Source organism: Chromobacterium amazonense, from assembly GCF_001855565.1.
In the GTDB taxonomy this organism is placed as follows: Bacteria; Pseudomonadota; Gammaproteobacteria; order Burkholderiales; family Chromobacteriaceae; genus Chromobacterium; species Chromobacterium amazonense.
On record NZ_MKCR01000016.1, the window covers coordinates 1 to 26,807 of the forward strand.

Here is a 26,807-nt window from a genome sequence, read left to right on the forward strand (position 1 = left end):
GCCGACCTGGGCGAACTGCATGGTCTGGCCGATATTGTCCCCGGTCAGCAGCTTGGGCTTGACGGCGGCGTCCAGCTTCAGCGCGGCCAAGGTTTCCATCGCGGCGCGGCCATATGGGGCGGTGCTTGGGTTGGCCACCGCCAGCTTGTTGAAGTCGCCGCGGCGCAGCGCGGCCTCGCCGGCGTCGTCGCGCTGCTTGCTCCACAGCGCCAGCTGGCCATAGGCATAGGTGAATTGGCTGGATGGCAGGCCTACGCCGGCTTTGGCCAGCTCGGTCGGCCGCTCGTCGTCGGCGGACAGAAACACGTCGAACGGCGCGCCTTGGCGAATCTGCGCCGCCAGCTTGCCGGAGGCGCCGGCGCTGGCCTTGATGTCATGGCCGGTGGCGGCTTTGAAGGCGACGGCGATCTTGTCCAGCGTTTGCTGGAAATTGCTGGCCACCGCCACCGTGACCGTATCGGCCAGGACGATGGGGGACAGGAACAGGCAAAGCACGGCGAGGCGAAGGCGCGGCATGGCGGATTCCAAGGTTTCTGTTGAGCTGCCTGTCATTATGCCGCCAAGCAGCGCATGCTAGCCAGCGGCCAAGGCGCTTTCGCCCGCTTGCAGCAAGCGCGGCCAGTCGCAGGCCAGCAAGGCCTGCCAGCTACCGGCTTGCGATGGCTCCGGCGGCAGCCGGACGTCGAGCAGATTGACGCCGCCGCCCAGCAGTTCTCCGCTTTGCGCATCGGACAGCTGAACCACGCTGGCCACTTGTTCCAGATAGGGCGCGATGCCGCTCAGCAAAGGCGAGCGGGCGTCGATGGCGCGTGGCGGGCGCAGGAAGGGCGGCGGCGCGCCGATGTCGACCAGATAGCCGCGCACCGCGAGGCGCATCCGCATGACGCCCGGCCCGGCCTCCGGGGCCAACGGCATCTCCGGCAGCCAGGCGCGCAGCAGCGTCTGCAGCCGCAGGTTCAGCCCGTTGCCCAGCGCGGTGGCAGTCAATTGCCAGCGGCCGTTGACGTTATGGTTCAGCAGCCAGATCGGCTCCAGCAGCAGCGAGCCGTAGCTGGCCAGCCGCGGCGCGGTTTCGTGGCAGATGAATTGCCGTTTGTCCCGTCCTTGCTGGAATGGCAGCGGCGTGGCGCCTTCCGGGCGGCCGCGGGTCCGGCTGACCCTGCGTAATTCGTTCCAGGCGACCAGCGCGCATCCTAGATTGAAGAAAGGTTTCATTTCGGGCCGTGCTCGCAGTGGTTAAGATGGCCGGTCGTGATAGCGACGCGGCGGCGCCTGCCGAAACGGCATGCTTGCAGCTGGAAAATAGGCAAAACCGCGGCGTTTGCTGTTGATGTGGGACAAACTATGAGAACTCCGGCGCGATGGGCCTGTCATGTCGGACAGGGCTGCTTGCTGGTATGATTCCGCCTTTGCCGCCTGGACGGCTGTGAAACCGATCATCGTTGCTGAGCCTTATGAAAAGATTACCCGGCATTCTGTTGTTGCTCCTGTTGTGCGCCATCGGCTGGCTGGGCTGGACCGCGCTGATGCCGGTATCGCTGCCGGATGCCGGCTACCGCTTGCTGGTCGGGCCTAACCGCACCATGAAGCAGATCGCCCGCACGCTGGGCGAGGATGGCGCAGTCCGCAGTCCGCAGCTGCTGGTGGCGCTGGCGCGCTTGTCAGGCTCGGACCGCAAGATCAAGGCGGGCCTCTATCGTTTCCAGGGGCCGCAATCGCTGCTGGACGTGTTGCAGAGGCTGCGCGAAGGGCGGCCGGACGAGGCCAGCCTGACCACGATTGAAGGCTGGACCTTCCGCCAGTTCCGCCAGGCGATAGACCGGAGCCCGGACTTGAGCCATGACGCGCAGAAGCTCAGCGACGCCGAATTGATGAGCAAGCTGGGCCTGCCGGGCGCGGACCCGGAGGGCTTGTTCTTCCCCAGCACCTATCTGTTCACGCCGGGCGCGTCCGATATGGACCTGTATCGCCTGTCGTTCGAGAAAATGCAGCAGCAACTGGCTGCGGCCTGGGAATCGCGCAAGCCGAATCTGCCCTACCGCACGCCGTACGAGATGCTGATCATGGCCAGCCTGATCGAAAAGGAAACCGCCAACGAGCTGGATCGGCCCATGGTGGCATCGGTCTTCGTCAACCGGCTGAAGCTGGGCATGCGGCTGCAGACCGACCCCTCGGTGATCTATGGCATGGGCGACCGATACCAGGGCAATATCGGCAAGGCGGACCTGCGCCGCGATACCCCGTACAATACCTATACCCGCGCCGGCCTGACGCCGACGCCGATTTCGTTGCCGAGCCGGGCCGCGCTGTATGCCGCCGCGCAGCCGGCGGAGTCCACCGCGCTGTATTTCGTCGCCCGCGGCGACGGCAGTTCGCAGTTTTCCAGCACCCTGGAAGAGCACAACCAGGCGGTGCGCAAGTACATCCTGAAGAAAGGCAAGCAATGAGCAGTCAGCAGCAGGCCCCGCGCGGCCGATTCATCACGCTTGAGGGCATAGACGGCGCAGGCAAGAGCACCCATCTGGCCTTCATCCGCGATTGGCTGGATGGCCATGCCATCGACGCGGTGTTCACGCGCGAACCCGGCGGCACGCCGCTGGGCGAAAAAATCCGCGAGCTGCTGCTGGCGCCGGAAACCCGCGTCTCGCTGGATGCCGAGGCGCTGTTGGCCTTCGCCGCGCGCCAGCAGCACATCGCCGATGTGATCGAGCCGGCGCTGGGCAGCGGGCGCTGGCTGGTGTCGGACCGGTTCACCGATTCCACTTACGCCTTCCAGGGCGGCGGCCGCGGCGTATCGTTCGAACGCATCGGCGTTCTAGAGGACTGGGTGCAGCGCGGCTTGCAGCCGGATTTGACCTTGCTGTTCGACCTGCCGCTGGAAGTGGCCGCCGGACGCATGGCCGGCAGCCGCCAGCTGGACCGCTTCGAACAGGAAGCCGCCGATTTCCATCAGCGCGTGCGCGAGGCCTATCTGCGCCGGGCGGATAGCGAGCCGCGGCGCTTCGCGGTGCTGGATTCCAGCCGCGGCATCGCCGAGATCCAGGCCGATATCGCCGGCCATCTGCAAAACCTGCTGGAGCGCGGCTGATGCTGTATCCGTGGCAGAGCGAAGACTGGCAGCGGCTGAACGCCGAGCGCGAACGGATGCCCGGCGCCTGGCTGCTGACCGGCGGCGCGGGCATCGGCAAGCTGGCCTTCGCCGAGCATCTGGCCCAGTCCCTGCTGTGCGAAAACCCCGGCGCGGACCATCAGCCTTGCGGCCAGTGCCAGGCCTGCCGCTGGTTCGCCAGCGGCACCCATCCGGATTTTCGCCGCCTGTCGCCGTTCTCGGACGATGAGGAGGACGGCAAGGAGGCCAAGACCACGCGGAAGCTGCCGCAGATCAAGATCGAGGCGGTGCGCGAGGTGATTGATTTCGCCCACCTGACCGCCCATCGCGCCGGACGGCGCGTGATCCTGGTGGAGCCGGCGGAGAACCTGAACCTGGCCGCCGCCAACGCCTTGCTGAAAATCCTGGAGGAGCCGCCGGAAGCGGTGCTGTTCCTGATGGTGTCGCACGCGCCGCAACGCTTGCTGCCCACCATCCGCAGCCGCTGCCGCCAGTTTGCGCTGACGCGCCCGGCCGAGGCTGCCGCGCTGGCCTGGCTGAGGGAGCAGGGCATTGCCAACGCCGAGGTGGAGCTGGCGCACAACGGCGGCGCGCCGCTGTTCGATCATGATCCGGATTTGGCGGCGCTGCGCGCCCAGTTCGTCCGCGGCCTGGGGCAGCCCAGCTTCGCCGGCATGCTGCAACTGGCCGAGCTGGTGGACAAGAACAAGCAATTGTCGCTGCTGCAGCCCTTGTCCTGGCTGCAGAAATGGCTGCACGACCTGGCCGCGCTGTGCCTGGCCGGCCGGCTCCGTTATTATCCCGATCAGGAGCGCGCCCTGTCCGCGCTGGCGGCGCGCTGCGACGCGACGCAGCTGATGGCCTGCCAAAGAGGCTTGACCGAGCTGGCGCCGTTTGCGCAACATACGCTGAATAACCGCCTGCAGCTGGAGGCGGTGCTGATGGACTATCTGAAGATCTTCGCCGGCGCCAAGGCCGGTTAAAGACGGAGAGGGCAAGCCCCGCTATGGACGCCGCGAATTCCCGGCCGGATCTGACCAACCCCAATCGCCCTGGCGTGCTGTCGCTGCACATCAAGGAGCGCAGCGCGCTGTTCGCCGCCTATATGCCCTTCGTCCGCAATGGCGGCATTTTCATCCCCACCAGCAAGGAAATGCAGCTGGGCGAGGAAGTGTTCCTGTTGCTCACGCTGATGGATGATCCGCAACGCATCGCAGTGCAGGCCAAAGTGGTGTGGATCACGCCCAGCGGCGCCAACAACAGCCGGGTGCAGGGCGTGGGCGTGGAATTCGTTTCCGGCGACGCCGGCAAGCAAGCCAAGGACAAGATCGAGACGCTGCTGGGCGGCGTGCTCAATTCCAGCCGCCCCACGCACACGATGTAACGCGGCCGCGCGGCAAGGCGGTCCGCCGGCATGGTATGCTGTAGTCTGTTAGACAGATTCACCATCCGCCATGCTGATCGACTCCCACTGCCACATCAATTTCCCCGACCTGGCCGAGCGCTTGCCCGACGTGCTGGCCAATATGCGCCAGAACCAGGTCACTCACGCGCTGGTGATAGGCGTGAGCCGTCCCAAGTACCCGCAGGTGCTGGCGCTGGCCGAAGCGCATCCCAATCTGTACGCCACCGTCGGCGTGCATCCCGACGATCCCGAGGCCGCGGAGTATTCTGAGGAAGAGCTGGTGCGGCTGGCTGCCCATCCACGCGTGGTGGGCATAGGCGAAACCGGCCTCGACTACCACTGGTGCAAGGGCGATCTGGAATGGCAGCACGAGCGCTTCCGCACCCATATCCGCGCCGCCAAGCGCATGCAGCTGCCCTTGGTGATCCATACCCGCGAATCGGCCGCCGACACCATACGCATCATGCAGGAAGAGCATGCCGAGCAATGCGGCGGCGTGATGCATTGTTTCACTGAGACCTGGGAAGTGGCCGAGGCCGCGCTGGCGCTGGGCTTCTACATCTCCTTCTCCGGCGTGGTGACGTTCAAGAACGCCAAACAGGTGCAGGAAGTGGCGCAGAAAGTGCCGCTGGAGCGGATGCTGATCGAAACCGACTCGCCGTATCTGGCGCCGGTGCCGTTCCGCGGCAAAACCAACGAGCCGGCCTATGTGCGGCATGTGGCCGAATTCATCGCCCAGCTGCGCGGCATACCGTTCGAACAGGTGGCCCAGGCCACCACGGACAATTTCTTCCGCCTGTTCGCCAAGGCGGCGCGCTGAAACGGAGGCTGCCATGCGGCTTGTCGCCTTGTGTCTGACCGGCATGCTGGCCGCCGCGCCGGCTTTGGCCAATTGCGTCAATCTGGCCGGGCGCAGCTTTTGCGCGCCGCCGGGCGGGCAGGCGGTGCTGCACCAGGGACAGGCTTATTGCAGCGCCGGCGCCTGCGTGGTGGATTCGTTCGGCAATCTGTTTTGTTCGCCGTATCCCGGGGGCGGCGCCATCTTCGCCAATGGCAGTTTCTATGCCGGCCCGGGCCTTTGCCTGCTGGGGCCGGATGGCGCCCCGCATTGCGCGGCCGCGCCTAACGGCAGCTGCAATATCGGTCCCGCGGGCCAGGTGGCGTGCGAGGGTGGGTCTACGGTGGTGCCGGCGGTGCGGCCGCCATTGTGCCAATGAACGACAAGGGACGCTGTGGATAAGCTAGAAGTCACCATACTTGGTTGCGGTTCCAGCTCCGGCACGCCGGCCATAGGCTGCCGCTGCGAAACCTGTGTTTCGACCGATCCGCGCAACAAGCGCACCCGCGCCAGCGCCTATGTGCGCGTCGGCGAACTGGGTTTTCTGATTGATACCGGACCAGACCTGCGCCTGCAGGCGCTGCGCGAAGGCTTGGACAGGCTGGATGCGGTGCTGTACACCCACCCGCACGCTGACCACCTGAACGGCATCGATGATCTGCGCGCCTTTTGCTACCTGAAGAAGGGGCCGATCTCGCTGTATGGCAATGTTCACCATGGCCAATATCCGCGAGCGTTTTGGCTATGCGCTGCAAGCGCCGTCCAAGATGTGGGACAAGCCGGTGCTGTTGCCGGAGACCGTGAACGGACCCGTTCAGCACCAGGGCGTGGCGTTGACGCCGATTCCGCTGCCGCATGGCAGCTGGCCCTGTCTGGGCTGGCGCATCGGCAATATGGCCTGGCTGACCGATCTGTCGCACATTCCGGATAGCAGCCTGCCGCTGCTGGAGGGGCTGGAGCTGCTGTTTCTGGATTGTCTCAATGCCGATCCCTATCCGTCCCACCTGTGCGTGGCCCAGTCATTGGAGTGGGCGGCCCGCATCGGCGCCCGCCGCACCGTGCTGATCCATATGACGCACAAGCTGGAATACCAGGCGCTTGGCGCGCAATGCCCGCCGGGCGTGGAAGTCGGTTTTGATGGCTGGCGGGCGGAATTGCCCATTGCATGATGGTCATCATGTTTAAAAAGATCATGACTATCAATAACTTGGGCTGATCACTTTTTCAATGGGATTTTCTGGTCGAGCACGGCCACGGCGGTGATGGCGTTGTCCGGGCTGCCATCCACCAGCTTGTCAGAGTAAGTCAGATACGTCAGCACATTGCGTTTGGCGTCCACCATGCGCACCACCCGCACATGCTTGAACACGAAGGACGCGCTCTCCTTGAATACCTGCTCTTGCGGCGGCAGCGGCTGGCTGAAGCGGATGGGGCCAACCTGGCGGCAGGCGACGGAAAAGCGGGACGGGTCCTTGGCCAGGCCCAGCGCGCCCTGATAGCCGCCGGTCTTGGCGCGCGACACATAGCAGGCCACGCCCTGCACGCCGGGATCGTCAAACGCTTCGACGATGACCTTGTCGTTGGGGCTGAGCAGCTTGAAGGTAGTGGACACCTCGCCCACTTCTTCGGCGTGGACGAGGGAGGTTAGGCTGGCCAATAGCATGGCTGCGAGAGTGGCGATTTTCATAGGGTTTTCCTTGGCTGCATCTGGTTTTGGCAACAGGCGGCGACAAAGGCGGCGGCCAGCGGCGGGCATGTGCCTTGCAGGGCTTGCCGTTCCGGCTGGAACAGCGTGGCGATGAAAAACGGATGGTTGTCCAGCTCAAGCGCTCGGATTTCGCCGTTTTGGTCATGCGCGGCGGAGCGCAGCGGGCCGCTGGCCAGCTCGGCGGCAAAAGCCGGGTTGATACCGTAGCGGCAGCGGTAGCCTTCTTCTATCACCGCTTGTTCATAAATGCGCGCCAGGCGGCTGCCCGGCGATAGTGCCACTTTGTCTTTCACTTCTACCAGCGAGCAAGCCAGCGGTGAGAGGACTGCGCGTGCCGCATCGGGAGCGGTTTCAGCGTGTTCTGCATCAGCCCAGCCCAGCGCGTTGCGGGCGTATTCGATCACGGCGTGTTGAAAGCCGCCGCAAGTGCCGAGAAAAGGAAGATTTCGTTCGCGGGCGTGGCGTATCGCCAGTAGCGCACCTTCCATGTTGCGGTAAGGGCTGGCCGGTACGCACCAGATGCCGTCAAAGCATGCCAACTGCTCGGTTGCGGTCAGGCTGACGGTGGCCAGCCATTGTGCATCGACAGGCAAATCCAGGCTTTGTGCCGCCAGTTGCAGCGCTTGGGGAATGGCCTGATGGGCGGGGACGTCGGCGCGGTAATCGCCAACCAGGGCAATGCGTATCATGGAGACTACCCGTTCTGGAAATGCCAATTGTATGGATGGGGACGGTTTGCTTCAACGAATTTTGCGTTAGCGGTGTAGCTGGCCGCACCTAATGGACGCGCTCAGCCGCGTTGGCCTGGGATCAGTAGTAGTTGAGGCCCATCGCCGCCTTCACTTCGGCCAGCGTGCGCGCCGCCACGTCGCGGGCGCGGCGAGTGCCGGTTTTGAGCATGTCCAGCACGGCGGCCGGGTCTTGCGCATAGCGCTCGCGGCGGGCGCGTATCGGGGCCAGCATCTCCTGCAGGCAGTCTTCCAGGTGCTTTTTGATGACGGTGTCGCCCAGGCCGCCGCGCTGGTAATGCGCTTTGAGGCCCTGCACCAGCTCCTGGTCCGGGTGGAAGGCGTCCAGATAGGTGAAGACGACATTGCCTTCCACTTGGCCGGGATCGGCCACGCGCAGATGATTCGGGTCGGTGTACATCATTTTCACCGCCTGGCGGATTTCGTCCGGGCTGGCGGACAGCGTCAGGGTGTTGCCCAGCGATTTGGACATCTTGGCCTTGCCGTCTATGCCTGGCAGGCGCGAACCGACTTCCGGCACCACGGCCTTTGCCTCCACCAGCACCGTTTGTTCCACGCTGGCGTTGAAGCGGCGCACGATTTCGTTGGTCTGCTCTATCATCGGGATCTGATCGTCGCCCACCGGCACGATGGTGGCCTTGAAGGCGGTGATGTCGGCGGCCTGGGCGGCCGGATAAGTCAGGAAGCCGGCCGGGATGTCGCGCTCGTAGCCGCGCTGCTTGATCTCGTCCTTGATGGTGGGGTTGCGCTCCAGCCGCGCCACCGTCACCAGATTCAGGTAATAGGACGCCAGTTCGGTCAGTTCCGGCACCAGGCTCTGGATGAAGATGGTGCTCTTGGCCGGGTCGATGCCCACGGCCAGGTAGTCCAGCGCCACCTGCAGCACGTTGTCGCGCACCTTCAGGTAGTTGCCCATATTGTCGGTCAGCGCCTGGGCGTCGGCCAGCAGCAGGAATTGGGCGCAACGATCCTGCAGGATGACGCGGTTGCGCAGCGAGCCCACATAATGGCCCAGGTGCAGCTGGCCGGTGGTGCGGTCGCCGGTCAGGATGATGTCTTGCTTGGTGATGGTGTCCAGATTCATATCGCTCTCCGTGAGGTTCGGGGAGGATGCCGGCAGGGTGGACTGGGGGAGGTGAGGCCAAAAAAACAAACCCGGTGCGCCTTGTCGGCAGCCTCCGGGTTTTGCGTGCGCGTTCGCCGGTGCCGCCTAGAAGAGGCGCCACCACCAAAATCGGATTGCGAATGCGGATGCGGTATTCATGCAATCATCAAACCATGGCTGCGGCCGCGCCGTCAAGCCTCGGTTTGCAGCAGAGTGCCGACAGTCGGCCGGGATGAGGGCGAATAGGCGCGCGCGGCGGAGCGGGCCTGCGACGGAGACGGGCGCGAGGAGCGGGTTTGCGGCTGGCTCAGCACGGCAGGCGGCAGGAAGGCTGGCGCGAGCGCCGGCAGGGTATGCGCTGGGTTCTGCAGCACGCTGCGGTACAGCATCTCTGCGAACTCATGCTGCGGCTCGGCGCTGCTCCCCCGGCTGGATTGCACGCCGGCTAGCTGTTGCGGCCAAGGCCGGATCAGCTGGATCGGGGGCAGGTTGAAGTCGGGGATGTTCATGCAAGCGCTCTCAAGTAGGGTTGATGGTTTGAGAGCGAACAATTGCTTTTGTTCGGTAATTTTCACAAATTTTACATATTGACAATGTTATTTGTGTTTTATGAGTTTTTATGAATTTTGTTGGGTTGGCTTAATCCGAACATGCTTGGCATCAAAATCAAAGCAGCGGGACGCGGAGCGACCGCTTTCTATGCTTGTTCTGATGCGGTTTTGACGCGACCATGGCGTCTTTGCAGGAGAGCGCTGATGATGAAAGCAAAACAGAGCGGCGGGCTGGTGTACTCGACCGAGCATGGCCGGATGTGCCCCGCTTGCCGGCAGCCCATAGACCAGTGTCAATGCGGCCAGCCGACCGTGCCCGCAGGCGATGGCATTGCAAGGGTCTCGCGCGAGACCAAGGGCAGGGGCGGCAAGGCGGTGACGGTGGTGAAGAGCGTGCCGCTGGCCGGCGAGGCCTTGGCCAAGCTGGGCAAGCAGCTGCGGACGCGTTGCGGCAGCGGCGGCACCGTGAAGGAGGGCGTGCTGGAGATACAGGGCGATCACGTGGAGACGGTGATCGCCGAATTGCTCAAGCTGGGATTCAAGACCAAGCGGACCGGGGGCTAGTGGCGCTTGAGACTTGTTCACGATTGAATCCGCCGCGCGGATTGCCGTTTTCATTGCAGGGCTGCCGGCGGCAGGGAGGGGATATTTGCTTGGCCAAATATCCCCTCCACCCCTAAAGGCCACCCTGCAAGCCTGGCCTGCGGCTTCCCGTCGGTTCCCGTCAGGCCCGAAGCGCGGCTGAACTCGCGATTTGCTGACGTCAAATCGCTCGAACATGCAGCCGCTTAAGACCTCGGGCCTGCCACCAGACGGCAGGCTTGAAGGGATGTGGGTGCATCGAAAACGTGTTTGTTTTTCACAAATCAGGTCTAAAAGCCAAAGATCGTGAACACGTTCTTAGAACTTCCTGCCCAGCGCCGCCTTGTGCATGATGGTGGAGGCGATTTCCTCGATCGACTTGTGCGTGGTGCTGATGAAGGGCACGCCGTGATGGCGGAACATCGATTCCGCCTCGTTCACTTCGCGCCGGCAGTTATCCATGCTGGCGTACTTGGAGTCGGGGCGGCGTTCGGAGCGGATGTGGTGCAGACGGTTCGGATCGATGGTGAGTCCGAACATCTTGTCTTTGAACGGCAGCAGGATCTTGGGCAAGGTGGGGCTGTCCAGGTCTTCCGGCGTCAGCGGATAGTTGGCGGCGCGTATGCCGTACTGCAGCGCCAGGTACAGGCAGGTAGGCGTCTTGCCGGAGCGGGAGACGCCGATCAGGATGACATCGGCCTCATCCAGGTCTTTCAGCTTCACGCCGTCGTCGTGGTTCAGCGAGAAGTTCACCGCTTCGATCCGGTGATCGTATTTCTCCTCGTTGATCATGCCGTGCGCCTTGCCCACCGTCAGCGAGGCTTTCTGGCCCAGCTCCAGCTCCAGGTGGCCGATGAAAGTCTCGAAGAAGTCGATCAGGATCACGTTGCTGAGCCGCAGCGCCTCGCGCACTTCCGGATTGACGATGCTGGTGAAGACCAGCGGGCGCAGATGATCGCGCTCGGCCACGGCGCTGATGCGCTCGGCCAGCGTTTGCGCTTTTTCCACGGTGTCGACGAAGGGCACGGTTTCGCGCTGGAAGTCCAGGCTGTCGAACTGGGTCAATAGCGTATGGCCCAGCGATTCGGCGGTGATGCCGGTGCGGTCGGAGATGAAGAAGGCGGAGCGGTGGTGCGGCATGGAAGACCTTGCTTGCTATGGGTTTGTCTGCGCAAAGTGTATACCGGCGCAAGGGCTGGTGGTATCGGTTTGGCAGAGATTCATTTTCTTCATGTAATCACAACATTACATGACATTTTCTTACTTTGACCAGCTTTGACTTCTGCAACTTGTTGATTCTTCTGGATTTGACATTCCGTCTGTCGCAAAAAATCTTGTGCACTGCAAAAGTTGCTACGCAATCGGCGCGTAATTCGGCTAGAATGCGGCGCATCGTCCCAATCCCAACACAGGAAGTGAAGTGATGGCAGAGAACTACGTCATCTGGTTCGAGAAACTGCGCATGACCGATGTGGAAGAGGTAGGCGGCAAGAACGCCTCCCTTGGTGAAATGATCAGTCAGCTGGCCGGTTCCGGCGTGCGCGTTCCCGGCGGTTTCGCGACGACCGCGCAAGCCTACCGCGATTTCCTTCAGCATAATGGCCTGGCGGACAAGATCAATGCCGCTTTGGCCAAGCTGGACATTGAAGACGTAAGCGAGCTGGCTCGCATCGGCAAAGAAATCCGTCAATGGATTATCGATACGCCGTTCCCAGCCAAGCTGGATGCCGACATCAAGGAAGCCTGGGACAAGATGGTGGCCGATGCCGGTGGCGCCGACATTTCCGTCGCCGTCCGTTCCTCCGCCACCGCCGAAGACCTCCCCGATGCCTCGTTCGCAGGCCAGCAAGAAACCTTCCTGAATATCCGCGGCCTTGACAATGTCAAGGATGCGATGAAGCACGTTTTCGCTTCCCTGTACAACGACCGCGCCATCTCCTACCGCGTGCACAAGGGCTTCGCCCACGACGTGGTGGCCCTGTCCGCCGGCGTGCAGCGCATGGTGCGTTCCGACAAGGGCGCGGCCGGCGTGATGTTCACCATCGACACCGAATCCGGCTTCGAGGACGTGGTGTTCATCACCGCTTCCTACGGCCTGGGCGAGACCGTGGTGCAGGGCGCCGTGAACCCGGACGAGTTCTACGTGCACAAGCCGACCCTGAAGGCCGGCCGTCCGGCCGTGCTGCGCAAGACCATGGGTTCCAAGCTGATCAAGATGGAATTCACCGACGCGTCGCAAGCCGGCCGCTCGGTCAAGACCGTAGATGTGGAGCCGGCGCTGCGCAAGCAGTTCTCCATCAGCGACGCTGAAGTGGCCGAGCTGGCCCAGTACGCGCTGATCATCGAAAAACACTACGGCCGCCCGATGGACATCGAGTGGGGCCGCGACGGCGTGGACGGCAAGCTGTACATCCTGCAAGCGCGTCCGGAAACCGTCAAATCGCAGGAAGACCGCAAGGACACCCTGCGCCGCTACCGCCTGAACAGCAAGTCCGAAATCCTGTGCGAAGGCCGCGCCATCGGCCAGAAGATCGGCCAGGGCGTGGTGCGCACCATCAAGGATGCGTCCGAGATGGACCGCGTCAAGCCGGGCGACGTGCTGGTGACCGACATGACCGACCCCGATTGGGAACCGGTGATGAAGCGCGCCGCGGCCATCGTGACCAACCGCGGCGGCCGCACCTGCCACGCCGCCATCATCGCGCGCGAGCTGGGCATTCCGGCCGTGGTGGGCTGCGGCGACGCCACCCAGGTGCTGAAGGAAGGTATGCAGGTCACTGTGTCCTGCGCTGAAGGCGACACCGGCAACATCTACGACGGCCTGCTGGACGTGGAAGTGATCGACCTGGAACTGGACAAGATGCCCAAGTCGCCGGTCAAGATCATGATGAACGTCGGCAACCCGGAGCTGGCGTTTGACTTCGCCCAACTGCCGAACGAAGGCGTGGGCCTGGCGCGGATGGAATTCGTCATCAACCGCCAGATCGGCATCCACCCGAAAGCGCTGCTGGAGTTCGACAAGCTGAGCCCGGAGCTGAAGGAAACCATTTCCGACCGCATCGCCGGCTATGCCAGCCCGGTGGACTTCTACGTCGACAAGATCGCCGAGGGCGTGTCCACGCTGGCCGCGGCCTTCTATCCGAAGAAGGTCATCGTGCGCATGTCGGACTTCAAGTCCAACGAGTACGCCAACCTGATCGGCGGCCAGCTGTACGAACCGCACGAAGAAAACCCGATGATCGGCTTCCGCGGCGCCGCCCGCTACGTGGCCGAGTCGTTCCGCGACTGTTTCGAGCTGGAATGCCGCGCCATCAAGAAGGTGCGCGACGTGATGGGCCTGACCAACGTGGAAGTGATGATCCCGTTCGTCCGCACGCTGGCCGAAGCCGAGAAGGTAGTCGAGATCCTGGCCGAAAACGGCCTGAAGCGCGGCGAAAACGGCCTGCGCCTGATCATGATGTGCGAGCTGCCGACCAACGCCGTGCTGGCGGAGAAGTTCCTGCAGCACTTCGACGGCTTCTCCATCGGCTCCAACGACATGACCCAGCTGACGCTGGGCGTGGACCGTGATTCCGGCGGCCCGATCGCCAGCACTTTCGACGAGCGCAACGAGGCGGTGAAGGCGATGCTGCACATGTCGATCCAGGCTTGCCGCAAGCTGGGCAAGTATGTGGGCATTTGCGGCCAAGGCCCGTCCGACCATCCGGACTTCGCCAAGTGGCTGGTGGAAGAGGGCATCGAAACCGTGTCGCTGAACCCGGACACCGTGGTGGAAACCTGGCTGTACCTGGCCAAGGAACTGAACAGCTGAGGCTCACGGCAATCCATCGGTGAATGAGAGACCGCCCAGTAACGGGCGGTTTTTTTATCGAATATTCAACGGTTGCCGAAGCCGGTTTTGGGTGTGAATTTCTCGATCTCGCGCGCTTTTTCAACCAGCCGTTCGGTGCCCAGCTCGCGCTCGGCCAATTGCTGTTGCCGGGCCTCCTCGGCGGCGCGCTCGGCCTCTAGGGCCTGCTGTTCGCCCTGTTGCAGCAGGGTGTCGATGGTGTCGAAGTCGAACATGGCGCGGGTATCGACCAGCCGTTCGGTGTAGTGCGCCACATTGTTGGCGTCGGCCAGAATGATGGCAGGCGCGGTGTAGCCGCTCAGCGGAAATTCCGTGATCAGCACGCCGTAGCGTTTGTGGAAGTCGCGTCCGCGCAGCGTGGACAGCAGCGTGGTGTGGGGTAGGCCGTGCTCGTGGCGAGCCCGGGCCAGCGAGGAAGGCGAGTCCACGGTGATGACGATCAGCTTCAGGTGCGGCCATCGATCGAGCCAGCGGCGCGTTTCGCGCAGCAGCAAGATGCCGCCGTGCTCTTCCTCGTCCACAGACAGCAGCGTGACGATGACCTTGGGGCCAAGGTAGCTTTCCAGCGCCGCGTCGCGCTTTTGGTCATCCACCAGCATGAAACTCGGCAAATAGTCGCCGACTCTGGGAAAGTCGCCTATCACCGGCAGCATCTCGTCGCCGTATTGCAGCCAGAAATCAGTCATGATGTGACCCCTCCTCAGTTTTCATCGTGGACGCGGTAGGGGCAAAATCAAGCATTGATTCTAATGCCAACGAAAACCCCCGCCTGGGCGGGGGTGGGTGTGTTGCGTTTAGCTCAGTTGCGGCACCGGCTGCTCGCGCGGTTGCGGCGGCGGCTCGGACGGCTGGTCGCCGGCCAGGACGCGGTTCATTTGCTCCACGTCCAGCGCTTTTTCCCACTTGGCGATCACTACGGTGGCGACGCCGTTGCCGATCAGATTGGTGATGGCGCGCGCCTCGGACATGAAGCGGTCGATGCCGATCAGCAGCGCCAGGCCTTCCACCGGCAGCTTGCCGCCCAGCGTCGCCAGTGTGGCGGCCAGGGTGATGAAGCCGCCGCCGGTCACCGCCGCCGCGCCCTTGGAGGTCAGCAACAGCACGCCGATGATGGCCAGCTCCTCGCCCAGCGTCAGGTTCACATTGGTGGCCTGGGCGATGAAGATCGCCGCCATGGTCAGATAGATGGAAGTGCCGTCCAGGTTGAACGAGTAGCCGGTGGGCACCACCATGCCCACCACCGGCTTGGCGCAACCCAGGTTTTCCAGCTTCTTCATGATGCCCGGCAGCGCGGATTCGGACGAAGACGTGCCCAGCACCAGTAGGATTTCTTCCTTGATGTAGACCAGGAAGCGCCACAGGCTGAAGCCGGAGAAGCGGGCGATGGCGCCCAGCACGATGAAGACGAAGGCGAAGCAGGTCAGATACACGCAGGCCATCAAGAAACCCAGCTGCTTCAGCGAACCGATGCCGTATTTGCCTATGGTGAAAGCCATTGCGCCGAAGGCGCCGATCGGAGCCAGCTTCATCAGCATATTGATCACGCCGAACAGCGCGTGCGAGAACTCGTCCAGGATGTGGACGATGGTCTTGCCGTTGTCGCCCATCTTGGTCAGCGCCAGGCCCAGCAGCACCGAGAAGGTCAGCACCTGCAGGATCTCGCCGCTGGCGAAGGCGCCGACTACGGTATCCGGGATGATGTGCAGCAGGAAATCGACGGTGTTCATTTCCTTGGCGCCGGCGGTGTACTTGGCGATGTCCTTGGCGTGCAGGGTGTGCGGGTCGATATTGAGGCCGGCGCCGGGCTGCAGCAGGTTGACCACGATCAGGCCGATCACCAGCGCCAGGGTGGTGACGGCTTCGAAGTAAAACAGCGCCTTGACGCCGACGCGTCCCACTTCCTTCATATCGCCCATCTTGGCGATGCCGACGACGACGGTGGCGAAGATGATGGGCGCGATCATCATCTTGATCAACTTGATGAAGGCGTCGCCCAGCGGTTTCATTTTGGCGCCGAGGTCCGGCGCGACGGCGCCGAGCGTGACGCCCAGCGCGATGGCGATCAGCACCTGCACATAGAGGCGCGAAAAGAATGGGGTCTTGGTTTGCATGGTTCTCCCGACTGGCGTTGGTTGCTTCTGATGCGGACTCTTCTTGGTCCATTTGCATGCGATGCTAACAACTGTCGTCAGCCAGGGGCATAGGCGATATCCCTATCGGGGATAACCCTGATGTTCGGGATGATTTTGGCCACGGAAACACACGGAAGAAAGGTAGAAGAGCATTAAGGGCGGAGTAGACAAAACGAGCCGGCCTTTTTAGTTGGTTCTGTCCGTGTTCTTCCGTGTGTTTCCGTGGCTATTGGAAGTTTTTAGGAGACTCAGTGCAGCTGCTTCCAATAAGACGCGAAACCGCTGAGCAGCATCTCGACGGAGATGGCGGTCAGCACCAGGCCCATCAGTCGCTCCAGCGCGGTGATGGCCTGTTCGCCCAGCAGCTTCTGCAGACGGCTGGAGAACAGGAAGACCACGGTGGTGACCAGCATGCAGATGGTCAGCGCGCCCATCCACTCCAGCATGCGGCCCGGTTCGCGGGTGGACAGCAGAAGCACGGTGGCCATGGCCGACGGACCGGCGATCAGCGGGATGGCGATGGGCACGATGAAGGGTTCGCCGCTCATCTTGTCGCCGCCGAACACGCTGCCCTCGCCGGGGAAGATCATCTTGATGGCGATCAGGAACAGAATCACGCCGCCGGCGATGCGCATGGATTCGTCGGTCAGGTGCATCAGGTCCAGGAAGTTGCGGCCGAACAGCATGAAGATGGTCAGCACTAGGAAGGCGATCAGGCATTCGCGGTAGACCACGCGCTTGCGGCGCTCGGGCTTCACCTGCTTCAACGCGGCAATGAACAGCGGGATGTTGCCCAGCGGGTCGGTGATCAGGATCAGCAGGATGGTGGCGGACAGGAAAGACGTTTGCATGGGTATTGCCAGGTGGGTGGAGCAACCGGCGATTATCGCATGCCGATGGGGTTCCGGCGAGCGGCGGCACATGATTTGTCCAACTTCATTATTTGCCACGAAATCCACGAAACGACACGAAAAAATATCGGCGAAGTGCCTGTTGTTTCGTGTTTTTCGTGCGTCTCGTAGTAAAAAGACGGTGCTATGCTGCGGCGCTCGGCGTCGTGATTCGCGCCACGAAACCCACGAAACGGCGCGAAGAAATATCGGCGGAGTGCCTGTTGTTTCGTGCGTCTCGTAGTAAAAAGATGGTGCTGTGCTGTGCTGCGGCGCTCGGCATCGTGATTCGCGCCACGAAACCCACGAAACGGCACGAAGAAATATCGGCGGAGTGCCTGTTGTTTCGTGTTTTTCGTGTTTTTCGTGGCTGAAACGGTTGTGGCTTACTGCCCGTCGCCGCCGCTTTCAACGTCGGCGGCTTCTTCGCCGTCCTTCTGCTTGCGCGCGCTGCCTTCCACCATATTGATCACGAACAGGCGGCATTGCAGCGAGCCGTTGAACAGCGGGGTGCGGCGCTTCGGCGCCAGGCGGATCAGCTTGCCCAGGCGCAAGTCGCCGCTGAACAGGCAGGCGGTCCAGCCGGCGAAGTGGGCCTTCAGCCAGTCGCCGAGTTCCGGATACCAGGTAGCTAGCTGATCCTGTTCTTCCAGCCGCACGCCATAGGGCGGGTTGGCGACGATCAGGCCGTGTTCGGCGTGCGGACGGGTGTCCGTCACGTCGGCCGCCTTCACTTCCACCAGGTCGGCCAGGCCGGCGCGTTCCAGATTGGCGCGGGCGATGTTGACCATGGCTTGCGAACGGTCGGAGCCGCGGATGGGCAACGATGCCGCGGGCAGCTCTGCCTTGCGCGCGTCCAGCTGCAGTATTTCCCATGACGCGGAATCGAAGCTCGACAGCGCCTCGAATCCGAAGCGGCGATTCCGGCCCGGCGCGCGTTTCAGCGCGATGTCGGCGGCCTCCACCAGGAAGGTGCCGCTGCCGCATAGCGGATCCAGCAGCGCCTGGCTGCCGTCATAGCCGGCCAGCAGCAGAATGCCGGCGGCCAGGTTTTCGCGCAGCGGCGCCTCGCCGGTTTCCTCGCGCCAGCCGCGCTTGAACAGCGGCTCGCCGCTGGTGTCCAGGTAAACGGTGGCGGTATCGGCGGTCAGGAAGACATTGACGCGGACATCCGGATTGCGGGTGTCCACGCTGGGGCGACCCAGCTGCGCCTGGCGGAAGCGGTCGCAGATGGCGTCCTTCACTGTCAGCGCGATGTAGTCCAGGCTCTTGACGCGGGCGGCGATGCCGTCCGCCTTCAGCTTGATGGTGCGCGACACCTCGAACCAGCGTGGCCAGTCCACGCTCATCGCCAGCCGGTAGATGTCTTGCTCGGCGTGATAGCCGCCGTGGGCCAGGCGCAGCAGGATGCGGCTGGCGGTGCGGCAATGCAGGTTGGCCGCCATCATCAGGCGCGCGTCGCCGGCAAAGGCCACGCCGCCGTCGGCGGGCGCGATGTCGCCGGCGCCCAGCGCCAGCAGCTCATCGGCCAGCACCTGCTCCAGGCCGCGCGGACAAGGCGCGAACAGCGACAATCGGCTGTCCAGGCGGCCGGTGATGCTGCGTTCGATGCGCGGCGCCTGCTCCTGCTCTTGCTGGCGGTCAAACGAGCGCTGCTCGAAGCGGCGTTGCGGGTTGTCCAGGCGGTGGCTGTCCTTCAGCGGCTGCAGGCCGCGCGCTTCGTCGCGGAAGCGGTTGTCGCGGGCCTCTTCTCCCGCCTTGGAAAACAGCTTGCGCGGGGCGTTTTCGTCGCGCGACGGACGGTCTTGGCGCGGCGCGCGGTCCTGCCACTGCGGCTTGTCGTCGCGGCGGAAGCGGTTGTCGCGCTCGCCGTCCTCGCGCTTGGAGAACAGCTTGCGCGGGGCGTTCTCATCGCGCGGCGGACGGTCTTGGCGCGGCGCGCGGTCCTGCCATTGCGGCTTGTCGTCGCGGCGGAAGCGGTTGTCGCGCTCGCCGTCCTCGCGCTTGGAGAACAGCTTGCGCGGGGCGTTTTCGTCGCGCTGCGGACGGTCTTGGCGCGGGGCGCGGTCCTGCCATTGCGGTTTGTCGTCGCGGCGGAAGCGGTTGTCGCGCTCGCCGTCCTCGCGCCTGGAGAACAGCTTGCGCGGGGCGTTTTCGTCGCGCGGCGCGCGGTCTTCGCGCGGGGCGCGGTCTTGCCATTTGGCATGATGCGTTTCGCCCTCGGCGCGCGGCTTGAATGGGCGCGGCGGCGCGTCTTCGGTGTGCAGCGGCTTGCGGCCGGACGGGCCGCGGTCGCGGCTGTAGCGCTTGTCGTGAGCGGGGCCGTCGCGGCGGAAGTCCTGCGCGCGTTCCGCGCCTTCCGGCAGCGGTTTGCGGCTGGACGGACCGCGGTCGCGGTCGTAGCGGCGCTCCTGGCCGGCTTCCAGCGGGCGCTTGTCGAAGCGGCGGTCGTCCTGGCGCGGCTGCCAGTCAGGCTTGGCGGCCGGGCGGTCGAAACGCTTGTCTTGTCCTTGTTCCGGGCGCGGTCCGCGTTTGTCGAAGCGGCGGTCGTCCTGACGCGGCTGCCAGTCCGGCTTGGCCGCGCCGGGGCGCGGGCCGGAGTACGGCGCGCGCGGCGGCTTCTCGCCATCCCGCGGCGGCTGGTTTCCGCCTGCCGGCGAGTTGGCCGCGCGTTCGCGGCTGGTTTGATCGCGGCGCTGGCTGGCGCGCTGGCGGGAGCGGAAACTGGACATTGAAACGACCTCGAATTGAACAACTAATATAAGTAATCTTTTAATTTTACCGCATTTGGCCTCCGCCTGCTTGGTGACGCTGCGGCTTTCCGTTACCATAACTGGTTCGATTGGATACTGGATCGCGATGTTGCACAGCAGTTTCGCCCCCCGACTGGTGGCCTGGCAGCGGCGGCACGGCCGCCACGATCTGCCCTGGCAGGTTAGCGACCCCTACCGCGTATGGCTGTCAGAGATCATGCTGCAGCAGACGCAGGTGAAGAGCGTGCTCGACTACTACCCGCGTTTCCTGGCTCGTTTCCCGGATGTGTCGGCCTTGGCGGCCGCGCCGGTGGACGACGTGCTGGCGCAATGGAGCGGTTTGGGTTATTACAGCCGTGCGCGCAATCTGCACAAGGCGGCGCGAATGGTGATGGACGAATTCGGCGGCGTCTTCCCGGCCGAGCGCGAACAGCTGGAGCGGCTGCCGGGCGTGGGGCGATCCACCGCCGCCGCGATTGCCGCCTTCGCTTTCGGCCGCCGCGAAACCATACTGGACGGCAACGTCAAGCGGGTGCTGGCCCGTTGTTTCGGCGTGGAGGGCTTCCCCGGCGAAAAGACGGTGGAGAAGCGGATGTGGGCGCTGGCGGAGCAGATACTGCCGCGCGACGCCGACGACATCGGTCCGTATGTGCAGGGCCTGATGGATCTTGGCGCCACGGTATGCAGCCGCGGCAAGCCGGCCTGCGCAGTCTGCCCCATGCTAGATGGCTGCGTGGCGGCGCGCGAGGGGCGTGCCGGCGAGCTGCCGACGCCGCGGCCCAAGAAAACCGTGCCCACCCGGCAAACCGTGATGTTGCTGGCGCGGCGCGGCAATCAGGTATGGCTGCGGCGCCGTCCGCCTACAGGCATTTGGGGCGGACTGTTGTCTTTGCCGGAGTTCGCCACCACCTTCGAAATCGAAGACTGGCTGCGCGCTGCGGGCGAGGGCGATATGCTGCCCGCCTGGCCGGAGCTGGAGCATGTGTTTACGCATTTTCGCCTGATCATCACGCCGCAGCCGGTCCGCATCGACCAGCTCAAACCCTTGGGCGTCGCCGAAGCCGATGGCCAGTGGCTGGATATCGATCAGGCGGCGGATGCCGGGGTGCCGGCGCCGGTTCGCCGCTTGCTGTTGAGGCTCGCGCAAGTTTAAAGGGGGCGGGGCGCTTCCCGCCCATGTGGCAAATCCGATGGCCGGGTTCGTCCGGCCGTGGCTAAGACGGCAGGTCCGTCCAGATAGACAGATATGGTTTCCGTAGTCCGCACCGTTGCCGACACCTTGGCCGACGCCGCCGATCCGGCGCGCTGGCTGGAGCGCTTGTCCGCCGCTTATCCCGCGGAGGACGGCGCCCTGCTGGCCCGCGCCTTCGAGGCGGCGCGTCAGATGTATGCCGGCAAGACCGTTCCCTCCACCGGCGAAGACCTGTTCAGCCATGCGGTGGCCGCCGCGGCCATCGTCGCCGACCTGCACCTGTTGCCGGACGCCATCGCGGCGACGCTGCTGTTCTCCGCGCCGGATTACCACCCTGACTGGCAGCAGTGGCTGACGGAAACCTTCAATCCCACCGTGGCCATGCTGGTGGACGGCGTCGGCGGCGTGCGCCGCATCACCGAATTCGCCCGCATCGACAAGATGGCCACGCCGGAGGACTGCGCGCGCCAGGCCGAGACCATGCGCAAGATGCTGCTGGCGATGGTGGCCGACATCCGCGTGGTGCTGATCAAGCTGGCCTGGCGCACGCAAACCATGCATTACCTGGCCAATGTGGCCGATGAGGCGGTGCGCCGCCGCATCGCCGGCGAGACGCTGGAGCTGTTCGCGCCCCTGGCCAACCGGCTGGGCGTATGGCAGATCAAGTGGGAACTGGAGGACCTGGGCCTCAGGCACACCGAGCCGGACACCTACAAGAAGATCGCCAAGCTATTGGACGAGCGGCGGCTGGAGCGCATCGACTATATCGAGCGCGTGCTCAACGTCCTGCGCGAAGAATTGAGCAAGGCCGGCGTCAAGGCCGAAGTGGCCGGCCGCCCCAAGCACATCTATTCCATCTGGAAGAAGATGAAGAAGAAAAAGCTAGATTTCTCCGAGCTTTACGACATCCGCGCGGTGCGCATCCTGGTGGACAAGCTGCCGGACTGCTATACCGCGCTCGGCATCATTCACGGCATGTGGCAGCCGATACGCGGCGAGTTCGACGACTACATCTCCCATCCCAAGGCCAATAACTACCGCAGCCTGCACACCGCGGTGATCGGCCCCGAGGACAAGGCCCTGGAGGTGCAGATCCGCACCTTCGAGATGCACGAACACGCCGAGTTCGGCGTGGCCGCGCACTGGCGTTACAAGGAGGGCGGCAAAGGCGACGCGGCTTACGAGGAGAAAATCTCCTGGCTGCGCCAGCTGCTGGATTGGCGCGAGGAAATGTCCGACCGCGAAGGCCTGGCCGAGGCGTTCAAGACCGAGCTGTTCGCCGACACCATCTATGTGCTGACGCCGCAAGGCAAGGTGCTGGCGCTGCCGCAGGGCGCGACGCCGATCGACTTCGCCTACGCCATCCATTCCGGCCTGGGCAACCGCTGCCGCGGCGCCAAGGTGGAAGGGCAGATCGTGCCGCTGTCCACGCCGCTGCAGAACGGCCAGCGCGTGGAGATCCTGGCGGCCAAGGAAGGCGGCCCGTCGGTCAACTGGCTGCACGACGGCTGGGTGAAGAGCCATCGCGCCATCTCCAAGATCCGTCAGTACATCCGGCTGCAAAACGCCGACACCGTGCGCGAGACCGGCAAGGCGCTGTTCGAGCGCGAACTGGCTCGGCGTCCGCACATTCAGCCGAATCTGCAGCAACTGGCGGAAAAGCTAGGCTACGACAAGCTCGACGAAGTCTATGGCGCGCTGGGCCACGGCGAACTGACGATACGCGCCGTCAGCAACGCCATCACCAGCTTTGCCCCGCCGCCGGCGGTTGAGGTGTTGCCGGAAAGCCTGGTCAAGGCCAGCAAGGGCGGCCATGACGCTGGCGGCGTGCTGATCGAGGGCGTGGACAATCTGATGACGGTGTTGGCCAAGTGCTGCAAGCCGGCGCCGCCCGACCAGGTGATGGGCTTTGTGACCAAGGGCCGCGGCATCTCCATCCACCGCAGCAGCTGCATCACGCTGAAAAAGCTGTCGCAGGAAGTGCCGGAGCGTTTGATCGCGGCGGAGTGGGGCGATCAGAAAAACAGCTTGTTCCCGATAGACATCGAGGTGATCTCGATGGACCGGCCCGGCCTGCTGCGCGATCTGTCCGACGTGCTGTCGCGCGAGAAGCTGAACCTGATCGGCGTCAATACGCTGGCGCGCGACCATCGCAGCCGGCTGCGGCTGACGGTGGAGGTGAGGCAGGTGCAGGACATCAGCCGCGTGTTGTCGCGTTTGATGGAGTTGTCCGGCGTGCAGGAAGCGCGGCGGGTATAAGACAAGCAATACAGGGGCCGGCTGAAACGTCCGCGTGGCGCGGGTTTCAGCCGGTTTGGTTTTTTTGGCGATGCTATCGGTAATACCGACGGTTTGCGTTTAAGCAAGTCCGCGCGATTCGCGATTTGCTTTCACGTGAAGAAATTTTCATAATCGCATCCAGTGGCTCGGACAAAACGCCGTCATGTTGGCGGATACGCGTCGGGACCGAGCGATGCCATCCTAGAGAGAATGACCATGTCTGCATTGATTGAAGCCGCGCGCCGCGCGCTGTCCCTGATGGACCTGACCACCCTCAACGACGACGATACCGACGCCAAGGTGATCGCGCTGTGCCAGAAGGCCAAGAGCCAGGACGGCACCGTCGCCGCGGTATGCGTATTCCCGCGCTTCGTGCCCATCGCCAAGAAAACGCTGCGCGAAGCCGGCTGCCCGGAAGTGCTGGTGGCCACCGTCACCAACTTCCCGCACGGCAATGACGACGTCGCCATCGCCGTCGCCGAGACCCGCGCCGCCATCGCCTACGGCGCCGACGAAGTGGACGTGGTGTTTCCGTACCGCGCGCTGATGGCCGGCAACCGCGACATCGGCTTCGAGCTGGTCAAGGCCTGCAAAGAGGCCTGCGGCGACAAGCTGCTGAAAGTCATCATCGAAAGCGGCGAGCTGAACGACCCGGCGCTGATCCGCGCCGCCAGCGAGATTTCCATCCGCGCCGGCGCCGACTTCATCAAGACCTCTACCGGCAAGGTGCCGGTCAACGCCACGCTGGAAGCGGCGGGCGTGATGCTGAACGTTATCAAGGAGCAGGGCGGCAAGTGCGGCTTCAAGGCCGCCGGCGGCGTGAAGAGCGCGGCCGAAGCCAAGCAGTACCTGGACCTGGCCGGCGGCCTGCTGGGCGACGCCTGGGTCAACGCGGCCCATTTCCGCTTCGGCGCGTCCAGCCTGCTGGCCAATCTGCAGATCGAGATCGCCGGCGGCGTCGCCAAGCCGAGCAGCGGCTACTGATCATTTAGGAATTCGCGGGGTTACCGCAACTCTGGCCGGGCGATTTCCCGGCCGCATCGCCCATTGCCGTTTCATTCTGCAGCGCAGTGGGTATCAGGCAGGGAGAATGCCATGTTTTTGCCGCAGGAAATCATTCGCAAAAAACGCGACGGCGTGATGCTGTCGCAGCAAGACATTCAACAATTCGTTGCCGGCATCACCGACAACAGCGTGGCGGACAGCCAGATCGCCGCGCTGGCGATGGCCATCTACTTCAACGGCATGGAGCTGGAAGAGAACGTCCACTTGGCGCTGGCCATGCGCGACTCCGGCCGCCGCATGCACTGGAAAGATCTGAACCTGCCCGGCCCCGTCGTGGACAAGCACTCCACTGGCGGCGTGGGCGACGTGGTGTCGCTGATGCTCGGACCCATGGTCGCCGCCTGCGGCGGCTTCGTGCCCATGATTTCCGGCCGCGGCCTGGGCCACACCGGCGGCACGCTGGACAAGCTGTCGGCGGTGCCGGGCTATAACCCCTTCCCCGATCCGGAGCTGTTCCGCAAGGTGGTGAAGGACGTGGGCGTGGCCATCATCGGCCAGACTTCCGACTTGGCCCCGGCCGACCGCCGCTTCTACGCCACCCGCGACGTCACCGCCACCGTCGAATCCATCGCCCTGATCACCGCGTCCATCCTGTCCAAGAAGCTGGCGGCGGGCCTGGACGTGCTGGTGATGGACGTCAAGGCCGGCAGCGGCGCCTTCATGCCGACCATGCAGAAGTCCATCGAACTGGCCGAACGCATCGTCAAGGTGGGCAACGGCGCCGGCGTGGCCACCACCGCGCTGATCACCGAGATGAGCCAGCCGCTAGCTTCCACCGCCGGCAACAGCATCGAAACCCGCGAGGCCGTACGCTATCTGAAGGGCGACGAGCGCAACCCGCGCCTGCATGAAGTAACCATGGCGCTGTGCGCGCAGATGCTGATCGGCGGCAAGCTGGCCAGCGACGAGGCCGACGCGCGCGCCAAGCTGCAAGCCGCGCTGGATTCCGGCCGCGCCGCCGAGATCTTCGGCCGCATGGTGACCGCGCTGGGCGGCCCGGCCGACTTCCTGGAAAACTACGACCGCCATCTGGCGCCGGCGCCCATCGTGCGCCCGGTATTCGCCGATAAGGGCGGTTTCGTCGGTGCGATGGATACCCGCGGCATCGGCATGGCCGTTTGCGCGCTGGGCGGAGGCCGCCGTCTGGCCAGCGACGAGCTGGATTTCCGCGTAGGACTGTCGCAGTTCGTCGAACTGGGCCAAAATATCAGCAAGGACACCCCGCTGATGATGATCCACGCCGCCGACGAGGCGAGCTTCGAAGACGCGGCGCGTCGGGTCAGGGCAGCCATCCGCATCGATGAAATCGCGCCGGCCACGCTGCCGCAGGTTTACCAGATCATCCGTGGCGAATAAGGCCAGGGAGGCAGCATGAAACGCGCAATCATCATTATTCTCGATTCGCTGGGCATCGGCGCCGCGGCGGACGCCGACAAGTTTGGCGACGCCGGCAGCAACACGCTCGGCCACATCGCCATGGAGGCGGCCGCCGGCCGCGCCGACGTGGGCCGCAGCGGCCCGCTGAGGCTGCCCAATTTGTCCAAGATGGGCCTGGGCCACGCCTGCCAGCTGTCGTCCGGCTACTTCCCGGAAGGGATGGACCCGGCCGTGCCGCTGGCAGCCTACGGCTACGCCCGCGAAATCTCCAGCGGCAAGGACACCCCGTCCGGCCACTGGGAAATCGCCGGTGTGCCGGTGCTGTTCGACTGGGGCTATTTCTCGGCCCACGACAACAGTTTCCCGCAGGAACTGCTGGACGCCATCGTCGAGAAGGCCGGCCTGCCGGGCTATCTGGGCAATTGCCACGCCTCCGGCACCGAGATTCTGGACCGTCTGGGCGAGGAGCACATGCAAACCGGCAAGCCGATCTTTTACACCTCGGCCGACTCGGTGTTCCAGATCGCCTGCCATGAAGAGACCTTTGGCCTGGACCGGCTGTACGAGCTGTGCAAGATCACCCGCGAGCTGCTGGAGCCGTACAATATCGGCCGCGTGATCGCCCGTCCGTTCATCGGCGAGGGCAAGGGCAAGTTCGCCCGCACCGGCAACCGCAAGGACCTGGCGGTGGAGCCGCCGGCGGCCACGGTGTTGAAGAAGCTGGCCGACGCCGGCGGCGACGTGGTGTCCATCGGCAAGATCGCCGACATCTACGCCCACGTCGGCATCACCCACAAGCACAAGGCCACCAGCTTTGACCAGCTGTGGGACGCCACGCTGACCGCCATGCATCAGCATCGGGGCAAGCCGGCCATCATCATGGCCAACTTCGTCGATTTCGACTCCAGCTACGGCCATCGCCGCAACACCGCCGGCTACGCCGCGGCGCTGGAGGAGTTCGACGCGCGCCTACCCGAGGTGATGGCGGCGCTGGGCGACGACGATATCCTGATCCTGTCGGCCGATCATGGCTGCGATCCCACCTGGCCGGGCACCGACCACACCCGCGAGCACATTCCGGTGCTGTGCTACGGCAAGTCGGTGAAGCCGGGCAGCGTGGGCGAGCGAACCACCTTCGCCGACATCGGTCAGAGCGTGGCCAGCCATCTTGGCCTGCCTGCCATGGATTACGGCACGTCCTTCCTGGACTGAGTCCTACCC

Annotated in this window: 25 protein-coding genes and 1 pseudogene; 15 read left to right on the forward strand and 11 right to left on the reverse strand. The window is 64.1% G+C overall.

Annotation, left to right across the window (positions count from 1 at the left end):
• Together modA and BI343_RS08880 are read right to left on the reverse strand one after the other, a co-directional pair.
• Window positions 1-516 (reverse strand): molybdate ABC transporter substrate-binding protein (modA, locus tag BI343_RS08875; protein WP_071109438.1); only part of this gene is annotated, 516 nt, incomplete at its 3' end.
• A gap of 57 nt (window positions 517-573) precedes the next feature.
• A complete protein-coding gene (locus BI343_RS08880; protein WP_071109439.1) occupies window positions 574-1,215 on the reverse strand; it encodes a DUF3313 domain-containing protein in 642 nt (213 codons plus the stop codon).
• A gap of 239 nt (window positions 1,216-1,454) precedes the next feature.
• Here BI343_RS08880 and mltG point away from each other — a divergent pair, with 239 nt between their 5' ends.
• The 8 genes and pseudogenes from mltG to BI343_RS20345 all read left to right on the forward strand — a co-directional run bounded on the left by mltG (window position 1,455) and on the right by BI343_RS20345 (window position 6,521).
• Window positions 1,455-2,447 carry an endolytic transglycosylase MltG gene (gene mltG / locus BI343_RS08885; RefSeq protein ID WP_052246635.1) on the forward strand — a complete coding sequence of 331 codons (993 nt, stop codon included), beginning with the start codon at window positions 1,455-1,457 and terminating at the stop codon, window positions 2,445-2,447.
• Complete coding sequence (gene tmk / locus BI343_RS08890; protein WP_071109440.1) at window positions 2,444-3,088, forward strand: dTMP kinase; 645 nt, start codon at window positions 2,444-2,446, stop codon at window positions 3,086-3,088. Before mltG ends, tmk begins: the two co-directional genes overlap by 4 nt.
• Complete coding sequence (locus BI343_RS08895; RefSeq protein ID WP_071109441.1) at window positions 3,088-4,092, forward strand: DNA polymerase III subunit delta'; 1,005 nt, start codon at window positions 3,088-3,090, stop codon at window positions 4,090-4,092. Before tmk ends, BI343_RS08895 begins: the two co-directional genes overlap by 1 nt.
• A 23-nt stretch (window positions 4,093-4,115) precedes the next feature.
• Window positions 4,116-4,493: a PilZ domain-containing protein gene (locus BI343_RS08900; RefSeq protein WP_043621644.1), complete on the forward strand. Its 378-nt coding sequence runs from the start codon at window positions 4,116-4,118 to the stop codon at window positions 4,491-4,493.
• A gap of 70 nt (window positions 4,494-4,563) precedes the next feature.
• Window positions 4,564-5,334, forward strand: a complete 771-nt coding sequence (locus BI343_RS08905) for a TatD family hydrolase (RefSeq protein ID WP_071109442.1) — start codon at window positions 4,564-4,566, stop codon at window positions 5,332-5,334.
• Window positions 5,335-5,347: 13 nt separating this feature from the next.
• On the forward strand, window positions 5,348-5,731 hold the full coding sequence (locus tag BI343_RS08910) for a hypothetical protein (protein ID WP_071109443.1): 384 nt from the start codon (window positions 5,348-5,350) through the stop codon (window positions 5,729-5,731).
• 141 nt (window positions 5,732-5,872) lie between these two features.
• A pseudogene (locus BI343_RS20340) lies at window positions 5,873-6,010 on the forward strand (MBL fold metallo-hydrolase); the annotation flags it as partial.
• A 43-nt stretch (window positions 6,011-6,053) separates the two neighbouring features.
• The gene (locus BI343_RS20345) at window positions 6,054-6,521 is read left to right on the forward strand and encodes an MBL fold metallo-hydrolase (RefSeq protein WP_244886605.1); all 468 of its coding nucleotides are present in this window, start codon (window positions 6,054-6,056) and stop codon (window positions 6,519-6,521) included.
• A 47-nt stretch (window positions 6,522-6,568) separates the two neighbouring features.
• Here the strand turns inward: BI343_RS20345 and BI343_RS08920 are convergent, their stop codons facing one another.
• From BI343_RS08920 to BI343_RS08935, 4 genes are all read right to left on the reverse strand, one after another.
• Entirely contained in the window at window positions 6,569-7,039 is a 471-nt protein-coding gene (locus tag BI343_RS08920) for a CreA family protein (RefSeq protein ID WP_071109444.1), read from the reverse strand.
• Complete coding sequence (locus tag BI343_RS08925; RefSeq protein ID WP_071109445.1) at window positions 7,036-7,749, reverse strand: CTP synthase C-terminal region-related (seleno)protein; 714 nt, start codon at window positions 7,747-7,749, stop codon at window positions 7,036-7,038. Before BI343_RS08925 ends, BI343_RS08920 begins: the two co-directional genes overlap by 4 nt.
• Before the next feature lie 121 nt (window positions 7,750-7,870).
• Window positions 7,871-8,893 carry a tryptophan--tRNA ligase gene (trpS, locus tag BI343_RS08930; protein WP_071109446.1) on the reverse strand — a complete coding sequence of 341 codons (1,023 nt, stop codon included), beginning with the start codon at window positions 8,891-8,893 and terminating at the stop codon, window positions 7,871-7,873.
• Window positions 8,894-9,105: 212 nt separating this feature from the next.
• Window positions 9,106-9,423, reverse strand: a complete 318-nt coding sequence (locus BI343_RS08935) for a hypothetical protein (protein ID WP_043621668.1) — start codon at window positions 9,421-9,423, stop codon at window positions 9,106-9,108.
• A gap of 246 nt (window positions 9,424-9,669) precedes the next feature.
• On the opposite strand from BI343_RS08935, the gene BI343_RS08940 reads away from it, so the two are divergent.
• On the forward strand, window positions 9,670-10,029 hold the full coding sequence (locus tag BI343_RS08940) for a translation initiation factor Sui1 (RefSeq protein WP_244886603.1): 360 nt from the start codon (window positions 9,670-9,672) through the stop codon (window positions 10,027-10,029).
• A gap of 336 nt (window positions 10,030-10,365) precedes the next feature.
• Here BI343_RS08940 and ppsR read toward each other — a convergent pair whose 3' ends face one another.
• Entirely contained in the window at window positions 10,366-11,187 is an 822-nt protein-coding gene (gene ppsR / locus BI343_RS08945; protein WP_043621671.1) for a posphoenolpyruvate synthetase regulatory kinase/phosphorylase PpsR, read from the reverse strand.
• Window positions 11,188-11,470: 283 nt separating this feature from the next.
• On the opposite strand from ppsR, the gene ppsA reads away from it, so the two are divergent.
• Entirely contained in the window at window positions 11,471-13,858 is a 2,388-nt protein-coding gene (ppsA, locus tag BI343_RS08950; RefSeq protein WP_043621674.1) for a phosphoenolpyruvate synthase, read from the forward strand.
• Window positions 13,859-13,923: 65 nt separating this feature from the next.
• Here ppsA and BI343_RS08955 read toward each other — a convergent pair whose 3' ends face one another.
• The 4 genes from BI343_RS08955 to BI343_RS20695 all read right to left on the reverse strand — a co-directional run bounded on the left by BI343_RS08955 (window position 13,924) and on the right by BI343_RS20695 (window position 19,651).
• Window positions 13,924-14,583 (reverse strand): thioredoxin domain-containing protein, encoded by a 660-nt coding sequence (locus BI343_RS08955; protein ID WP_071109447.1) that lies wholly within the window; start codon window positions 14,581-14,583, stop codon window positions 13,924-13,926.
• A 108-nt stretch (window positions 14,584-14,691) separates the two neighbouring features.
• The gene (locus BI343_RS08960) at window positions 14,692-16,008 is read right to left on the reverse strand and encodes a dicarboxylate/amino acid:cation symporter (RefSeq protein ID WP_071109448.1); all 1,317 of its coding nucleotides are present in this window, start codon (window positions 16,006-16,008) and stop codon (window positions 14,692-14,694) included.
• Window positions 16,009-16,277: 269 nt separating this feature from the next.
• Window positions 16,278-16,880, reverse strand: coding sequence for a MarC family protein (locus BI343_RS08965; protein WP_043621679.1), 603 nt, complete (start codon window positions 16,878-16,880; stop codon window positions 16,278-16,280).
• Window positions 16,881-17,305: 425 nt separating this feature from the next.
• Window positions 17,306-19,651: a THUMP domain-containing protein gene (locus tag BI343_RS20695; protein ID WP_071109449.1), complete on the reverse strand. Its 2,346-nt coding sequence runs from the start codon at window positions 19,649-19,651 to the stop codon at window positions 17,306-17,308.
• 130 nt (window positions 19,652-19,781) lie between these two features.
• Between BI343_RS20695 and mutY the strand changes: the two genes are divergently transcribed.
• The 5 genes from mutY to BI343_RS08995 all read left to right on the forward strand — a co-directional run bounded on the left by mutY (window position 19,782) and on the right by BI343_RS08995 (window position 26,798).
• Window positions 19,782-20,825, forward strand: a complete 1,044-nt coding sequence (gene mutY, locus BI343_RS08975; RefSeq protein ID WP_071109467.1) for an A/G-specific adenine glycosylase — start codon at window positions 19,782-19,784, stop codon at window positions 20,823-20,825.
• 93 nt (window positions 20,826-20,918) lie between these two features.
• Window positions 20,919-23,123 carry a RelA/SpoT family protein gene (locus BI343_RS08980; RefSeq protein ID WP_071109450.1) on the forward strand — a complete coding sequence of 735 codons (2,205 nt, stop codon included), beginning with the start codon at window positions 20,919-20,921 and terminating at the stop codon, window positions 23,121-23,123.
• Window positions 23,124-23,360: 237 nt separating this feature from the next.
• Window positions 23,361-24,128 carry a deoxyribose-phosphate aldolase gene (gene deoC, locus BI343_RS08985; RefSeq protein WP_071109468.1) on the forward strand — a complete coding sequence of 256 codons (768 nt, stop codon included), beginning with the start codon at window positions 23,361-23,363 and terminating at the stop codon, window positions 24,126-24,128.
• 111 nt (window positions 24,129-24,239) lie between these two features.
• The gene (deoA, locus tag BI343_RS08990) at window positions 24,240-25,565 is read left to right on the forward strand and encodes a thymidine phosphorylase (protein ID WP_071109451.1); all 1,326 of its coding nucleotides are present in this window, start codon (window positions 24,240-24,242) and stop codon (window positions 25,563-25,565) included.
• Between the two features lie 15 nt (window positions 25,566-25,580).
• Window positions 25,581-26,798: a phosphopentomutase gene (locus BI343_RS08995; RefSeq protein WP_071109452.1), complete on the forward strand. Its 1,218-nt coding sequence runs from the start codon at window positions 25,581-25,583 to the stop codon at window positions 26,796-26,798.
• Window positions 26,799-26,807 lie beyond the last annotated feature (9 nt).

Excerpts from the sequence above, each read along its gene's own strand:
- BI343_RS08880 (WP_071109439.1), bottom strand. The coding sequence starts at position 1,215 with ATGAAACCTTTCTTCAATCTAGGATGCGCGCTGGTCGCCTGGAACGAA.
- mltG (WP_052246635.1), top strand. The coding sequence starts at position 1,455 with ATGAAAAGATTACCCGGCATTCTGTTGTTGCTCCTGTTGTGCGCCATC.
- tmk (WP_071109440.1), top strand. The coding sequence starts at position 2,444 with ATGAGCAGTCAGCAGCAGGCCCCGCGCGGCCGATTCATCACGCTTGAG.
- BI343_RS08895 (WP_071109441.1), top strand. The coding sequence starts at position 3,088 with ATGCTGTATCCGTGGCAGAGCGAAGACTGGCAGCGGCTGAACGCCGAG.
- BI343_RS08900 (WP_043621644.1), top strand. The coding sequence starts at position 4,116 with ATGGACGCCGCGAATTCCCGGCCGGATCTGACCAACCCCAATCGCCCT.
- BI343_RS08905 (WP_071109442.1), top strand. The coding sequence starts at position 4,564 with ATGCTGATCGACTCCCACTGCCACATCAATTTCCCCGACCTGGCCGAG.
- BI343_RS08910 (WP_071109443.1), top strand. The coding sequence starts at position 5,348 with ATGCGGCTTGTCGCCTTGTGTCTGACCGGCATGCTGGCCGCCGCGCCG.
- BI343_RS20345 (WP_244886605.1), top strand. The coding sequence starts at position 6,054 with ATGGCAATGTTCACCATGGCCAATATCCGCGAGCGTTTTGGCTATGCG.
- BI343_RS08920 (WP_071109444.1), bottom strand. The coding sequence starts at position 7,039 with ATGAAAATCGCCACTCTCGCAGCCATGCTATTGGCCAGCCTAACCTCC.
- BI343_RS08925 (WP_071109445.1), bottom strand. The coding sequence starts at position 7,749 with ATGATACGCATTGCCCTGGTTGGCGATTACCGCGCCGACGTCCCCGCC.
- trpS (WP_071109446.1), bottom strand. The coding sequence starts at position 8,893 with ATGAATCTGGACACCATCACCAAGCAAGACATCATCCTGACCGGCGAC.
- BI343_RS08935 (WP_043621668.1), bottom strand. The coding sequence starts at position 9,423 with ATGAACATCCCCGACTTCAACCTGCCCCCGATCCAGCTGATCCGGCCT.
- BI343_RS08940 (WP_244886603.1), top strand. The coding sequence starts at position 9,670 with ATGATGAAAGCAAAACAGAGCGGCGGGCTGGTGTACTCGACCGAGCAT.
- ppsR (WP_043621671.1), bottom strand. The coding sequence starts at position 11,187 with ATGCCGCACCACCGCTCCGCCTTCTTCATCTCCGACCGCACCGGCATC.
- ppsA (WP_043621674.1), top strand. The coding sequence starts at position 11,471 with ATGGCAGAGAACTACGTCATCTGGTTCGAGAAACTGCGCATGACCGAT.
- BI343_RS08955 (WP_071109447.1), bottom strand. The coding sequence starts at position 14,583 with ATGACTGATTTCTGGCTGCAATACGGCGACGAGATGCTGCCGGTGATA.
- BI343_RS08960 (WP_071109448.1), bottom strand. The coding sequence starts at position 16,008 with ATGCAAACCAAGACCCCATTCTTTTCGCGCCTCTATGTGCAGGTGCTG.
- BI343_RS08965 (WP_043621679.1), bottom strand. The coding sequence starts at position 16,880 with ATGCAAACGTCTTTCCTGTCCGCCACCATCCTGCTGATCCTGATCACC.
- BI343_RS20695 (WP_071109449.1), bottom strand. The coding sequence starts at position 19,651 with ATGTCCAGTTTCCGCTCCCGCCAGCGCGCCAGCCAGCGCCGCGATCAA.
- BI343_RS08980 (WP_071109450.1), top strand. The coding sequence starts at position 20,919 with ATGGTTTCCGTAGTCCGCACCGTTGCCGACACCTTGGCCGACGCCGCC.
- deoC (WP_071109468.1), top strand. The coding sequence starts at position 23,361 with ATGTCTGCATTGATTGAAGCCGCGCGCCGCGCGCTGTCCCTGATGGAC.
- deoA (WP_071109451.1), top strand. The coding sequence starts at position 24,240 with ATGTTTTTGCCGCAGGAAATCATTCGCAAAAAACGCGACGGCGTGATG.
- BI343_RS08995 (WP_071109452.1), top strand. The coding sequence starts at position 25,581 with ATGAAACGCGCAATCATCATTATTCTCGATTCGCTGGGCATCGGCGCC.